Raw genomic sequence first — 13,445 nt, 5'->3', positions numbered from 1 at the left:
CTCGATCGCCGTGGATGCGGTCCTCGGGCGCCTGCGAGAGAAATCCAACATCTCAAGCGCCGTTCGCGCGATTCGGCCATGCTCGCGCAGTCGACTCCGGCTGACTCATGGACCGCGGATCGACCGCCGGCCCGGCCTGCGACCTCGTCAGCGCCGGGTGGCGGGGTCAGCCAGCGGTTCGGGCAGGCGCCGCCGCACCTGATCGTCCGGAGCTGCATGCGAGCCCGTCGCGCAGGGCATGGCCGAGGTGGCCGAAATCGAAGTCGATGAGGTAGACCGCCTCGCGCGAGTCGTGTCGAACTTCGTCAGCAACGCGATCCAGTACGGCCGATCTCCGAAAGTCGTCGAGCTGCGAGAGTCTTCCTCACCGTGAGAAATCGAGGCCGGCTCCACCTCGAGCGCTCTCCCGAGCTCGGGATCGCCACACGCGCAGCGCGATCGCGGAGGCGCAATTCACACGCGAGCGCTCCTTCGCGCGCGGCCCGGCGCGACCCGCCCGAATCCGCCGACTCGCGATCTACGCGTCTCGACGCATTATAAACCGCGTTCACGCGCCACTATCCACCGCGATCGAGCGAACACCGATACGCCGAAGCGGTCGCAACCGCCCATTGCCCCGCGCCATTTCTCGCTCGACGTCCGGCCGCCGCTGCGCTCTGTTGATGGACAGCAGCCACGCGCATCCGCGCGGACCGTCGTCATTTTCGGTGCCCCGACGCTCAGGAGGAATCCATGCCCACCATCACCAATTCGCTGGTTCTCGACGCCACCAACAAGGCTCTCCACGATCTGGACAAGAGCTTCAGCCTGCCCTCGCTCTCGAGCGATAAGAAGAGCAATAAGGACTGGTCCTGCAACTTCTTCGCCGGGGCGAACCTGGAATACGTGGAGACCGCATCGCGCGGCACCCAGGCCCAGAATAACTACGGGCGAGACGCCTCTCAATGGCCCGACCGATTCGCCGAGCAGACATTCGTCAACTTCTCGATGGCCTTCAAGGACTCCGGGGCCAATCACAACTTCAACGTCTTCTTCGACGCCGGCGGCTCCGCCTTCCTCATCCAGACCTACCTCAACAACTCCGTCCGCATCAGCACGCCGCAGCGCGCCGACGATTTCATCCGCCTGTGGAAGCAACTGGCCGGGACGAATTGGGCGACCGCCTATGAGGCCCTGTTCTACGTGAGGCCGCCGACGCAGAACAACGAATACACGAGCCAGTGGGTGACCGTGGTGACGGGTTTCTGAACGGGCCCATCGAACGCCGAGGCTCGACGAACACCAGCGACGGCCGCATCGCTCCCAGCCACACGCGCCCCGCCTCGCCGTCCACGGCGAGCTCCGCGAGTCGGGGCAGCCGCTCCCCGGGAGCCGATCCACCCGGAGAAGCCGTGTGGGGCGAGCCGCTCGCTGGCAGCGTAGAGGGCGGTGGTGTCGAAGAGCGGGGCGCCGGCGTCGTCGCTGCTCGCCAGCGATTCATGGGTGTCGGGGGTGACGAGGTCGGCGTGCGAGACGTGCCACTTGCCGCGGTAGTAGGTACGATCGCCGGCGGCACGGGAGTAATGGCCCATGGTCGGGACGGTGTTCGGATCGAGCCAATACACGTCGGGATCGCGGGCGGCCTTGGCGGCGCCGTCGGTGGCGCGGACGCCGTGGAGGGTCGGATAATGGCCGGTGAACAGGCTGGCCCGGCTCGGCGCGCTGGCGACGGAGGCGGCGTAATGACGGTGGAATTCGGTTGCGACGTTGGGACGCCGCGCCATCAATTGCTCCTCCGGGCGCGACGATATCACGACGCGGTCAGCCTGCGATCCGCGCGGCGATCTCTCGCTACCAACGCTGAGGCTCGGCGACGGACCACGCGACGGTGTCCTCGCCGGGGCGCTGTTCGTCTCCAAAGGTGCCGCCGCGGGTCGAGGGCGCCGTCGTCCAGGCCGACAGCATCCCGGGTAGAGCGCCTCGCCCCCCGGAGAAAGTGAGAGCCCGCAGGGCCGGACAACCAAGGGAGTCGAGCTTGGCGGCCATTTGTGAGCTGCGGAGGTCGTCGAACTCTCACCTGTCTCGGAATTCAGATAAAGAGCCGTTAACGATTACGTCACTCCGAAAGCCGCAAAGCGCCAGCTGCGCCTCGATCGGGGCGCTTCCATCCTGCATGCTTGTTCGGAAGTCATGGCCGTTGCGTCCTCGCTCTTCCGCCGACTCCGCAAGTTCTTCCTCGGCACCTTGATGGCGCTCGCGGGGCTCGCGCTGCTCGGCGCCAGTTTCCAGCAGATCGGGCAAGCGCTGGATCGACACGCCCTCCATGCGCCTGGCCGGCTCGTCACCGTGGACGACATCTCGATGCACCTTCACTGCACTGGCGAAGGCGGACCGACCGTCATCCTCGAAGCCGGGGCGTTCGGCTTCGCCCAGGCGTGGGCGTGGATCCAGCCGAAGCTGGCCGAGCACACCCGCGTCTGCTCGTACGACCGCGCCGGGCTTGGTTGGAGCGAAGATGCAGCCCCCCACGACGGCGTCGCCGCGGCCAGGCGTCTGCACGTGCTCCTGCGGAACGCAGGCGAGCCCGGACCCTACGTCCTGGTCGGTCACTCGCTCGGAGGCGCGCTGATCCGGATCTTCGCCACCCATTACCCCGACAACGTGGTCGCGCTCGGCTTCATCGAGCCCTCCCACCCCGATCAGCTGGAACGGTTCCCGCCCGAGGCCCGCGAGGCGCACGAGCGCGTCGTCCGAGTCCTGTCCGTCGCCGCGGACCTGACGTACGTGGGCCTGCTGCGGTTGGCAAACCCTCTCGGCCAACTCCACGCCGGGTTACCCGCCGACGACTACCGGGCCGGATGCATGTTCACCTCGGCGGCGACGCACGTGCGAGCCTCGCAGAAGGAGTTCGCCGCCTGGGAAAAGACCATGGCCGCCGCGCGGTCGAACATCTCCCTCGGCGAGCGGCCGGTCGTCGTCGTCAGCGGGACGGAGCCGATGGAAGGAATGTCCGCCGACATCCTCGCGCTGAATCAGCGGCTGCACGCGGAGATCGCGGGCCTCTCGAAGCATGGCCGGCACGTGACGATCGAGGGGGCAAGCCACATGTCCCTGCTCACGCAGCGAGAACACGCCGAGCAAGTCGCACAACTCTTGAACGAGCTCGTCGACAGCGTTGCACACTGATTCAGTCGCTCGTGGCGCCTTCGCGGGCTGCCGGCTGACCGCCACCCGTCATGCTGGCGGCTTCTGTACCCCCGGTCCCCCCACCGACGGGCTCGTGCAGCGGCGGACATGGGCCAGCCACCAGGTCGATGGCCCACACGACCCCGTCTCGCACTTCGACGCCAGGGCCGGCGAACGCGTCCAGCAGCAGGTCGGCGGTGCGAGCGAGCTCGACCCCTTCAGGACGCGACGGCTCGCCTTCGCCCGGAGGTCCATCGGGCGTCTTCGGCCGCTCCACGCACGCGCGCGTCCCGCTCGCATGGCGTCCGACCGCGAGTCCGCGGGCCAGCGCACCGAGAAACTCGTGCGGCGGGAGGCCCTCCGAGCTCCACCTGCCCGTGAGGACAGGTTCGGTCCGGACTGCGACCGACTCACCGAGCGCGAGACCCACGAAGTCGGCCAGCAACGCCTCCCCCGCTGCGCCGAGCGCCGGACCCTGATGACGGATGCGGAGGGTCGGTCGCTCCGCTCCGAACTCCAGCTGCCAGCCTTGCAGCGCGCCGCCGACCTCGGGCCAGTGGGCCGCGAGCGCCTCCTCGATCGGCTTGCGGAGCGACGACGGTCGCGGCTGAGGCGCCGGCGGCGGCGTGGCCGGCGGGGGTGGCGTGACCATGGACGCGGCGATCTTCTGCAACGAGCGCTCGTCGGCCACCGCCGTGACGTCGACCTCCGGCTCGAGCCCCGCGGCCGTGGCGATGCGCGACCGGAGCTGCGTCTCGACCGCGTGCGCCTCCTCGGGCGAGCCGATGAGCGCCAGGCGCACGCTCACGCCGCTGGACTCGACGGCGAGCGCGGTGCGGAAGGAGCGGTCATCGGGGGCGACCTCGGCGAGGATACGCGTCACGGCGTCGCGGACGCGGATCTTCCACGCCACTTCGCCGAGCGCCGCGCGCAGCGGGACGTACACGCTGGCGAGCAACAGCGCGGGGAGCACGAGACGCCACATCACCCCGTAGCGCGCGCCGAAGAAGCGCTGCAGGCGAGTACCGACGCCGGACGCGCCGTCCTCCGCGAGCACCACGTGGTTGAAGCCGAGCCCGATGAACAGGAGCGCCGAGCAAAAGATGATCGCGCAGAAGTTGGCCGTGAACAGCAGCAGCGCGCCGCCGGCGATGTTCCACTGGCTCACGCCGAGCCCGTAACCGGCCACACACAGCGGCGGCACCAGCGAGATGCCGATCGCCGTCCCCGCCGCGGCGCTGGTGGTGTCCGCGCTCTGGCGGGCCGTCGTGAAGCCCGCCGCCAGCGCGCAGAACGCAGCCACCGCAAGGTCCAGCACGGTCGGCGAGGTGCGGGCCGCGATCTCCGTCGTCGTCTCGTGGAACGGCAAGCCGACGGTCAGCCCTGCCGCCAGGAGGACGACCCACACAATGCTCGCGGCCACGCGGAACATCGATCGCAGGGTCAGCAGCGGCGAGCCCACCGCCAGGCCCATGCCGAGCCCGACGATCGGCGACATCAGCGGCGAGATCAGCATCGCGCCGATGACCACGCCGGTGCTGCTGAGCACGAGACCCAGCGTGGCGATGCCGGTCGCCAGCACCAGCTGCAGCCAGTAGCTCACCGCGTCGGCGCGATGGCGGGAGTACATGTCCCGCACGATCTCCGCGCGCTGCGCCGTCGGCACCCCCAGCCACCGAGCCAGCGCGTCTTGAAGCGGGTGCTCACGGCGGGCCTCCTGCGCAGGCCTGGGTTCGTCGCTCATCGGCGCAATCGTAGTCTCGCGGGGCCTGCGCTTGAAGGAAGCGGAAATCGTCGTTCTCTCCGAGAGCAGAGGCGACCCGGACGCCGCTCCGCGCCTCTAAAGCACCGTCGCCAGGCCAGGAATCATTGCAGTGATGAAAGATTCTTGCTTGATGCCGCTCTTGTCGGAGAGGCTCACGCCGGATATTAATTTTTACACGTCGGTCAGGACCGACGTGGGGTGTGGCGGCGACCCCGCCACAGGTTCCTGGAGCGGTCGGGCCGCCGCTCTGCGGGTCGCTCACGCGATCGCGGAGGACGACAGATGCCACGGCTATTTTCGGCGCCGGCCCGTACACCCCGCAGTCCGCCCACGACCTCGTCGAGAGGTGGGCGCTCATGCTGAAGCTCCTGGTCGTCGAGGATAACAAAAAGCTCTCCAGCTTCCTCTGTCGCGCCCTCTCCGAAGAAGGTTACAGCGTGGACGAGGTGGACGACGGCAGTCGAGCGATCGCGGCGTGCATGAAGTGCGACTACGACATCGTGGTCCTCGACTGGACGCTCCCTTCCGCGGACGGCCTCGCGGTCTGTCGCGCCCTTCGAGCTCTCGGTCATACGGTGGGCATCCTCGTGCTTACGGCCAAGTCCGACGTGCAGGAGCGGATCGCTGGCTTCGACGCCGGGGTCGACTTCTTCCTGTCGAAGCCCTTCGACGTGAGCGAGCTGCTCGCCCGAGTGCGCGCTCTCGGTCGCCGCTGCCGGGCCGCCCGCTACCTCGAAGTCGGCGGCATGCGCATCGATCGCCTCGAACGCGTGGCCGTCCTGGATGGCCAGCCGCTCGAGCTGTCGCCCCGAGAATTCACGGTCCTATACCTCCTCATGACCGAGGCCGGTCGTCCGGTGGCTCGTAACGAGCTCCTCGAGAAGGTCTGGGCCCAGACCGCGGACACCGCCGGCAACATCGTCGACGCCACGGTGAAGAACCTGCGCAGCAAGCTGGGTGAGCACGCCCGACTCCTCGAGACGGTGCGCGGCGTCGGGTACCGGTGGCAGCTCGACGCCTGAGGCCGCTGCGATCTTCGCGCCGAGCTGGCCGTCCAGCGGCCTCGAGCGTTCGTGCGCGACATGTCATACGCGAAGGGCACTGCACGCTTTTTTCTTGTCAGAGGTCGCTACTCCCACGATATAGTCTCCAGGCAAGGGTGCACCGGCGTACAGTTCGTCGGGAGCAGGATTTGGCTCACCCGGTCGTCGAGGTGAGCGCTGAAATGGTCGGGCCGCCATTTCGCATGCCGCCGTGTGCGGCTGCGGAGGCGAACCCGTGCAACAACAGAATACCCCCGACCACGCACCTGCTCCGGCGGGCTGCGCACTCCGACTGTTTTGGATGCTCATCGGCAACGCGGTCGTGTACGCGTCGCTGGCGGTGATCGCCATGAACGGGGACGCGTTCCCCTCGGTGCTCGACGGCGTCGTCTGGCTCACGGTCGTGCTGACGATCGTGGCCCGACGCGTGGACATCACCCGATGGGCGGGGAAGACGGCCAGCGGCGAGCCCGCCACGCTGGCGCACTGGCGACGCTACGCGATCACCGTGGTCTTGGTGACCGCGGTCGCCTCCGTGCTCGCCCACGTGATCGGCGGTTCGCTGGGCTCGTGACCTCCGAGACCACGCGGCTCAGTCCTTGCGCACCGCGTGGAATTTCCCGTCCGTCAGCGTCGGCCTTTCCTTGTCGGGTCGCGGCGTCCACTGGAACCCCCCGTCGATCGCCACCTCGGAGGCGGCGCTGGCGACCCCCTGTACGTCCAACAGGCTCACGTATTTGCTGCCGCGGATGCTGGCGGCCCGCATCGTCGAGTCAGCGTCATGGCGGGCCGCGCGAATCGATCGAGCGCCGGAGACGACCGCGACTGAGAGTCCTCGCCGCTGCGGCGGACCTCGTTCGAGCACGTCCCTCGACGCATGGGTTCGGCCTGCCGCAGCCGACCCCGGCGCTGCAGTTCGGCGCCACGCTGCGCTCGAGCGAGCCGTCGAATTCTGATGCAACATCGCATGAAAAATGCTTCGCGCGTTCCCGGCGGCGCTGCAAAGCACCCGGGAGACCAGACGCAACATTGTTCATTGTAGTCGAGTCTGCTCTATCTGCTGCCCCTTGTTCGCGGGAGACGCTCGTGCAAGCATCAGCTGTGCTCGCGTACGGGCGCCAGGAGTGAAACCATGTCTACCGCCGAAATCGCCGACAACAAGTGGGAGCTCGAAGCATCCAAGCCCCCGGTCGCCACCGCCGGGGGGATCCTCCAGATCCTCGTGATCGGCTTCTTCGCTGGTCTTTTTGCATGGATGGTGATGTTCGCCTTCCAGGGCATCTTCGGCGCCAAGCGCGACACCCTCGCCGACCAATACGGTCGCCTCACCGTCGACGGCAAGGCCCCTGCGCCCACCCAGTGAAGTGGGCATGGCGTGCAGCTGCACGCATACGAAGCGTGATCGCCGTGGATGAGCCGGCCTGACCTATGCGGTGTCGCTCCGCAATGCTCGAGTCTGCCAGCTGCGGGCGCACCCGCCGCCCCGAGCGTCCGTCGCGGAGCCCCAGCGCTGCGGGTGGTGATTCATGGGCGTGGCAGACGGATCTGCGCGCGGCGTTTGTAGCGTCCTCGTGATTGGCCATGCTTGCAAACATCGACGGGAGGCTCTGATGTCGTTCCACACTCTGCGATTGCTCGCGCTCGGCGCCATCCTCGCCTGCGACACCGGCGAGCACGACGAATGTATGGAGAGCCCCGAGTCGGACGTCGAGTTCATCGACGCGATGGTCCCGCATCATCAGGCCGCCATCGAGATGGCGGACATGGAGCTCGAACGCGGCGACAGCCCTGCGGTCAAGGCGGTGGCGAGGATGATCAAGGAGGCCCAGGCGCCGGAGATCTCGCAGATGCGAGCGATCCGCGCGCAGCTGACGGGCTACGACATCGTGCCGGAGCGGCATGACCCGCACTCGATGGCGGACATGGAGAAGCTCATGGCGCTGTCAGGTCCGGCGCTGGATCGCGGATTCCTCGAGGCGATGATCCCTCATCACGCCGACGCGATCACGATGTCGCACCAGAGCCTGCCGTACCTCCGGCGCGCCGAGCTGCGTACGATGGCGGACCAGATCGTCCTGACCCAGGCGCGGGAGATCGGCGAGTTCGTGGCGATGCTGACGATGTAGCGGCTGGCGAGCCTCCTTCGCTGCCGCGTGTCGTGTCGCGCGCGCTCAGAAGTGGAACGCCCCGCCGAGGTACACGTACCAGTCGTCCTTGACGAGCTGGTTCGCCCTGTTCCTGAACACAGCGTCCTTGTTCGCCCCGTAGCGCCCCTCGACGCGGAAGGTGAGCTGCGGCAGCGGCAGATATTCGAGGGTCAACGCTCCGCTGTGGCTCTGCCAGCCGTTCGGGGTGTTCGTCCGCAGCTCCGGGACGATGTCGGCCTTGTTGTACAGGTACTCGTACCTCGCGGCGATGCCGACCTTCTCCGTGATCGCCAGCCGAGCGGAGAACGCCGGCGCGACGACGAAGTCGTACTTGTCCTTCTCGTTGTTCTTCTGCATGACGAAGTCGAACATCGGGAAGATGAGCCAGCGCTTCCCGAGCCAGATCCTGTAATACAGGTTCTGGTAGTGCCTGAAGATCGGCGTCTTCTCGCCCGCCGGGGCCTCGTTGCCCCAGTACATGGTCCAGTCGCCGACGATCTTGAAGGGCTTGAAGACGCTCCAGACGAAGCCGAACCCCTTCCTGCCGTTCGCGTCCCGGATCTCCTGCCAGCCGTTCAGGACCATCACTCGCAGGGTCATGTCCTTGCGGACATGATAGTGGAGCCTGACCCCCGCCTCGTAGTCGGGGGTGAAGTCCGCGATGTACGCGCGCGTGGCGTGGAGGTTCTCCTTGTTCAGGACGATCTCGGCGCCGTAGTAGGACGGCAAGATGCCGGCCTCGACCGCCAGCTTCGGGTGGAAGAAGTAGTAGATCGCCGCCTCGCGGATCAGCTGCAACGACTTCGGTTCTTCGTTGTACAGCGACTCGACGATGTGTCCGGCGTGGAGCGCGAAGCGGAACCGGATCTTGTTCGGGATCTCGTACTGCCCCTGCACGAATCCGTAGGCCATCGCGAATTGGTTGGCGTACAGCGGATAGCTCGTGAAGTCCCGGCGGCCGACGTCCTCCACCTCTTGCTTGGTGATGTAGTCGTAGTACTGGTGCTTTCCTTGCGGCCCGAAGGCGTAGCCGAAGTCGCCGTACAGGTTCAGGGAGAGGATGCCCCGGCCGACCTTGGTGCTGATCGCAGGTACGACCAGAGGGCGCTTTTCCTTGCACCGACGAGACAGACAGGCGAAGGGCCCCCGCGCCGAAGGGGGCGCGGCCCAGGCCGACGGGGCGCCCTCCACGACAGCGCCCTGGGGTGTGGGAGGGACCGCCGCTGGGGCCTGGGAGACGGGCCCTGGCGCCACCGGGTCCGGGGGAACCGTCTCACCGGGCCGGGGCGTGATTTTGGGTCGAATGGCGCGCTTGAGCTCGGCGACCTCGGCGCGCAGGACCTCGAGCTCGCGCCGCAGCTCCTCGGTTTCACCTTCGGTCGCAGGACCCTCGTGCGTGGCAGGTGGAGCGGAGGGATCGGGAACAGGCACCGAATCCGGCGCGGAGGTCGACGCGGACGGCTGGGTCTGCGGGGCCGCCGGCGACGCAGGTGCGTCGGGCGTGGTCGAGGGCGTCGAGACCTGCGAATCGGATGTGGACGGCGAAGGTGCAGGCTGCCAGGCGCCGACGGCGAAGGGGCTGACGCCCGTAATCTCGAGGAACGCTGTAAGAGCCGTGAGCGCGACGTTCAAGAACAAATCCTCGGGCCGGGGAGCATACCGGAAAACCGGGACACCTTTCACGTGAGAAAGACAGAATTCACGAGGGACATTAAATCTTTCGAACGTCGTCGCGACCGTCTTGAACCGTATTGCAGGGATAATCCGCACAGCCTGTTGCACGAAACGAAAGACACCTTTCAATCGAGAAAGCAAGACACCGATCCGGAGAGGGTCTCTGTCTTTTGCCGTTACGCCGATTGTCCACGCAGCAGGCTCGCGGCCTTGCCCGCATATGCGGTCATGGTCCATGGCGAAATGTGATTCGCGGCATCGACTGTCACGTGCCGCCGCTGGCCAGCTCGACGAGTTCAGCGCGGAGCGCGAGGCCGCTGGAGAGCTGCGCGGCCTGCTTGCAGATCTCCCGCGTGACCGGGCCTCAGCCGCCCTCGGTGGCCTCGATCCGGCCGGAAGCCCTGAGCACGGCGACCTCGGCGTGCATGACGTTCTCGACCAGGTTGATGCGAGCCAGCTCGAGCTCGAGGCGAGCGCCGACGGCGTCGGCGAGGTCGCGGAATTCGACCTCGCCGTTGCGGAGAGCGTCCTCGGTCAGCCTTCGCAGCTCGACGATCTGGCCGGCGAGGACGGGCTCGTATTCGTCGAGGATGGCGCGCTGCTCGGCGAGCGCGCGGACCTTGCGGGTGAGTTCGGCGTGGGCCTCGGCGGCAGAGTCCTCGCCGAGTCGGTCGCGGGTGCTGGTCGACAGGCCGAGCGGCTTGAACTCGCCGACGACCTCCGGCTGCCACATCGGGTCGCCGACGAGGACCGCGAGTCGGCTGGCAGTATCGCGGGTCTCGGAGGCAACTTCGTTGCGACGAGCACGCCACGAGGCGCGATCGCCGGTGGGCCACAGGTCGTGCTTGCCCTGCTCGCCGGCGCCACGCCCCCCGACCAGGATGTTGAGTCGTTCGAACTCGGCGAGCACGTTGTCGAGCGTCAGGAGGCGAGCCTGATCGGCCTGGAGCGCGACGAACAGGTCGCGGACTTCGTGCGCGAGCGCCTCGTACGCCGCCTCGGCGCGCGCGGCCCTTATTCTCGTGAGCCACTGGCTGGCGAGGATCAGCGGCGAGGCGATGCTGGCGCAGCGGGCACCAAAGCCGCTCCGGCTGGAGCCGCCCTTGCGATGAACGGCGGCGAAGTCGAGGGCCGGCTTCGGCAGCATCCACGTCTGAGCGCCGTCGTTCTCGGCCTGAGACGCAGGGGGCCGCGGGCGCAGCGACCTGAGCAGCTTGAACAGCTGCGGCAAGGCGACCGGCTCGTGGATGGCGTGCCGCTTGCCGAGACGGCGAGGGCTCGGAGGGGCGTGGGGTCTGCGACGCGCTACCGAGCGAGCGACGGCTTTCGGCAGGGTCAGCTCGACCGGCGGGCGAGACGGCGTGTGCGTCGGCGGGAACGGACCACGCGGGTTGGGAATGCCGAACATCGCCTGCTGAACGGCCACGACGAACGCCGTCAGGACGATGAACGGAGCGCTCACGCGTCGAAGTGTATCACGCCGCACTGCAGCCCATGGAGCGGCCGCCACATTCACTGGCGCGTGACGACCGCCGCAGGTCGTTGGGCTCATGCAGCCCTTCGCCGGTCTCCATAGTTTAAACGTATCATTAATTCATGAACTTTGCGTCGTGTTTATCAGGCCATCCTCACACGCGAGCCGACGCGCCTCTCCAGGTATCTCGCACCGGCACGAATCACACGACCGGTCGAACCAAGGCTGCAGGCCCTCGCCTCGACCGGCGACCCGACCTCGATGACCACGACCGGCCGGGCACCACGACGAAGCGCTGCCGCGTTGTCTATAGAATCAACCTCGACGGCCCGGCGCCCCGGCGCACGTGCGCGGAGCACCTTGACGAGCGACGGGCATGCCAAAAGGCCGCCGGCTGTGCTGCGATCCGCAAGTGCGGCCAGGAGGCTCACTGTCCGCGGAATCGACGACCTCGGCCCATGCGGCGACGTCACCCGCATGAACGGCGGTCCGTCCGGCCTGCTCGCCCAGGACATGGCGCCTGCGTCGATATGCGCTGCCAGGGCCCAGGCGGCGATGCGATGCAGCAATACATCGACACGGTCGACCCCGGTGATCCGAGCGGCGAGGTGGGTGCAGAGGGTGCCTCGACGACAGGCAGACATACGAAGCGGGCGCCGGCTGCACTGCAATCCGCGAGCGCAGCAAGGAGAGCCGGCTGCAGCGGAATCGACAGCACCCGGCCCGTGCGGCGACGTCATTCGAATGAACGCGGTCCGTTCGGCCCGTCCGACACGCTCGCTCGAAACATCGGCGCCTGCATCGACATGCAATGCCAGGGTCAATGCCCTGTCGGTCAGCACTGGCGTCGGCTTCATCGCCCTCCTCGGACAGGTACATCGCGGACTCGACCCACGAGGCAGGGGTCCGGCTGTACTCCCCGGTCGCGCCGAGAGCGCACCTCGAGGAGTTCACCTCGCGCAATAGGCGCAGCCGATCGGTCGCGCGCATCTGATTTCGTGCATTTCATTTGCTGCGCAAAAGCCGCCGGCCTAGCCTGCTACCCCGTGAAGCGCCTGGTTTTCGCCTCTCTTCCGCTGGCGACGGCTCTCCTGCTCGCCTGCTCGCCCGCCGCTCCCACCACCGTCGCCGCCGTCGAGCAGGTCCCGGGCGCTCCGCTGGCCGACCCCGACATCCGCCACGTCACGATCCCCGAGCGCTCCCAGCCTTACGTGCAGATCGAGCAGGCCGTCCTCGAGCCCGAGCACGCGGCGATCCGGGCGCCCGCGCGGGTCGCCTTCCGCGACGGCGCCGTCTCCACCGTCGGCGCGCCGGCCCCCGGCCGCGTCATCAAGCTGCTGGTCGAGGCCGGCGAGAAGGTCGAGGCCGGCGCGCCGCTCGTCACGATCGCCAGCCCCGAGGCCTCGGAGTACGCGATGGACCTCGCCCGCGCCCGCATCGAGGTCGACGCCGCCAACGACGCCTTGACCCGCCAGGAAGAGATGGCCAAGACCGGTGTCGGCCGCGAGGTCGAGCGGATCGCCGCCAAGCACCGCCTCGCCGAGTCGAAGGCCGCCCTCTCCCACGCGCAGAAGGCCGTCAGCATGCTGGGCCCCAACTCCGGCGGCATGGTCACCGTCACCGCCCCGATCGAGGGCACGATCCTCCGGCGCCTCACCACCGTCGGCGCCCAGGTCGAGCCCGGCGGCGACCCGCTGCTCGAGATCGGCAACCCCGAGGCGCTGTGGGTGGTCGCCGAGGTGTTCCAGGACGACCTCCAGCTGGTCCACGAGGGCTCGAAGGTCACGCTCGAGTTCGCCGGCCGCCCCGGCACCGTCGAGGGCCACGTCGAGGGCATCGGCGTGCTCGTCGACACCGGCCTGCGCCGCGCCCCCGTCTACGTCAGCATCGACGCCGCCGTCACCGGCCTCACCCCCGGCAGCTACGCCCGCGCCTCGATCCTCGCGCCGGCCGAGCAGGGCGTGACCCTGCCGAAGACCGCCGTGCTGATCAAGGACGGCACCCACTCGATCGTCTACGTCGAGGAGTCCGAGGGCCAGTTCGCCCAGCGCGCCGTCGTCCTCGGCCACACCTTCGGCGAGCACGTCCAGGTGATCTCCGGCATCAAGGCCGGCGAGCGGGTGGCCGTGGCCGGCGCCCTCCTCCTCGACGCCGAGGCCCAGCAGCTCCTCTGAGCT

General features: G+C 68.0%; 12 protein-coding genes. 7 read left to right on the top strand and 5 right to left on the bottom strand.

The window, feature by feature from the left end; all coding sequences use genetic code 11:
- The first annotated feature begins 732 nt into the window (after window positions 1-732).
- Window positions 733-1,248 (top strand): hypothetical protein, encoded by a 516-nt coding sequence (locus tag O0S08_RS05055; RefSeq protein WP_269037851.1) that lies wholly within the window; start codon window positions 733-735, stop codon window positions 1,246-1,248.
- On the opposite strand, the gene O0S08_RS05050 is transcribed toward O0S08_RS05055, so the two are convergent.
- Window positions 1,179-1,793, bottom strand: coding sequence for a sulfatase-like hydrolase/transferase (locus tag O0S08_RS05050; RefSeq protein ID WP_269037850.1), 615 nt, complete (start codon window positions 1,791-1,793; stop codon window positions 1,179-1,181). The genes O0S08_RS05055 and O0S08_RS05050 overlap by 70 nt on opposite strands.
- Window positions 1,794-2,169: 376 nt before the next feature.
- On the opposite strand from O0S08_RS05050, the gene O0S08_RS05045 reads away from it, so the two are divergent.
- On the top strand, window positions 2,170-3,165 hold the full coding sequence (locus O0S08_RS05045) for an alpha/beta fold hydrolase (RefSeq protein WP_269037849.1): 996 nt from the start codon (window positions 2,170-2,172) through the stop codon (window positions 3,163-3,165).
- 1 nt (window position 3,166) lies between these two features.
- On the opposite strand, the gene O0S08_RS05040 is transcribed toward O0S08_RS05045, so the two are convergent.
- A complete protein-coding gene (locus tag O0S08_RS05040; protein ID WP_269037848.1) occupies window positions 3,167-4,909 on the bottom strand; it encodes a DUF389 domain-containing protein in 1,743 nt (580 codons plus the stop codon).
- A 377-nt stretch (window positions 4,910-5,286) separates the two neighbouring features.
- Between O0S08_RS05040 and O0S08_RS05035 the strand changes: the two genes are divergently transcribed.
- Both O0S08_RS05035 and O0S08_RS05030 read left to right on the top strand, forming a co-directional pair.
- Entirely contained in the window at window positions 5,287-5,952 is a 666-nt protein-coding gene (locus O0S08_RS05035) for a response regulator transcription factor (RefSeq protein WP_269037847.1), read from the top strand.
- Between the two features lie 256 nt (window positions 5,953-6,208).
- Entirely contained in the window at window positions 6,209-6,547 is a 339-nt protein-coding gene (locus O0S08_RS05030) for a hypothetical protein (protein ID WP_269037846.1), read from the top strand.
- 18 nt (window positions 6,548-6,565) lie between these two features.
- Here the strand turns inward: O0S08_RS05030 and O0S08_RS05025 are convergent, their stop codons facing one another.
- Window positions 6,566-6,739 carry a hypothetical protein gene (locus tag O0S08_RS05025; RefSeq protein WP_269037844.1) on the bottom strand — a complete coding sequence of 58 codons (174 nt, stop codon included), beginning with the start codon at window positions 6,737-6,739 and terminating at the stop codon, window positions 6,566-6,568.
- A gap of 366 nt (window positions 6,740-7,105) precedes the next feature.
- Here O0S08_RS05025 and O0S08_RS05020 point away from each other — a divergent pair, with 366 nt between their 5' ends.
- Together O0S08_RS05020 and O0S08_RS05015 are read left to right on the top strand one after the other, a co-directional pair.
- The gene (locus O0S08_RS05020; RefSeq protein WP_269037843.1) at window positions 7,106-7,336 is read left to right on the top strand and encodes a hypothetical protein; all 231 of its coding nucleotides are present in this window, start codon (window positions 7,106-7,108) and stop codon (window positions 7,334-7,336) included.
- A gap of 247 nt (window positions 7,337-7,583) precedes the next feature.
- Entirely contained in the window at window positions 7,584-8,099 is a 516-nt protein-coding gene (locus tag O0S08_RS05015) for a DUF305 domain-containing protein (protein WP_269037842.1), read from the top strand.
- A gap of 45 nt (window positions 8,100-8,144) precedes the next feature.
- Here the strand turns inward: O0S08_RS05015 and O0S08_RS05010 are convergent, their stop codons facing one another.
- Together O0S08_RS05010 and O0S08_RS05005 are read right to left on the bottom strand one after the other, a co-directional pair.
- Window positions 8,145-9,311, bottom strand: a complete 1,167-nt coding sequence (locus O0S08_RS05010; RefSeq protein WP_269037841.1) for an outer membrane beta-barrel protein — start codon at window positions 9,309-9,311, stop codon at window positions 8,145-8,147.
- 847 nt (window positions 9,312-10,158) lie between these two features.
- On the bottom strand, window positions 10,159-11,256 hold the full coding sequence (locus tag O0S08_RS05005; protein ID WP_269037840.1) for a hypothetical protein: 1,098 nt from the start codon (window positions 11,254-11,256) through the stop codon (window positions 10,159-10,161).
- 1,058 nt (window positions 11,257-12,314) lie between these two features.
- Here O0S08_RS05005 and O0S08_RS05000 point away from each other — a divergent pair.
- On the top strand, window positions 12,315-13,442 hold the full coding sequence (locus O0S08_RS05000) for an efflux RND transporter periplasmic adaptor subunit (protein ID WP_269037839.1): 1,128 nt from the start codon (window positions 12,315-12,317) through the stop codon (window positions 13,440-13,442).
- Window positions 13,443-13,445: the final 3 nt, after the last annotated feature.

This window comes from Nannocystis punicea (genome assembly GCF_026965555.1).
GTDB classification, from domain to species: Bacteria; Myxococcota_A; Polyangia; order Nannocystales; family Nannocystaceae; genus Nannocystis; species Nannocystis punicea.
This window is presented reverse-complemented; position numbering and strand designations above follow the sequence as displayed.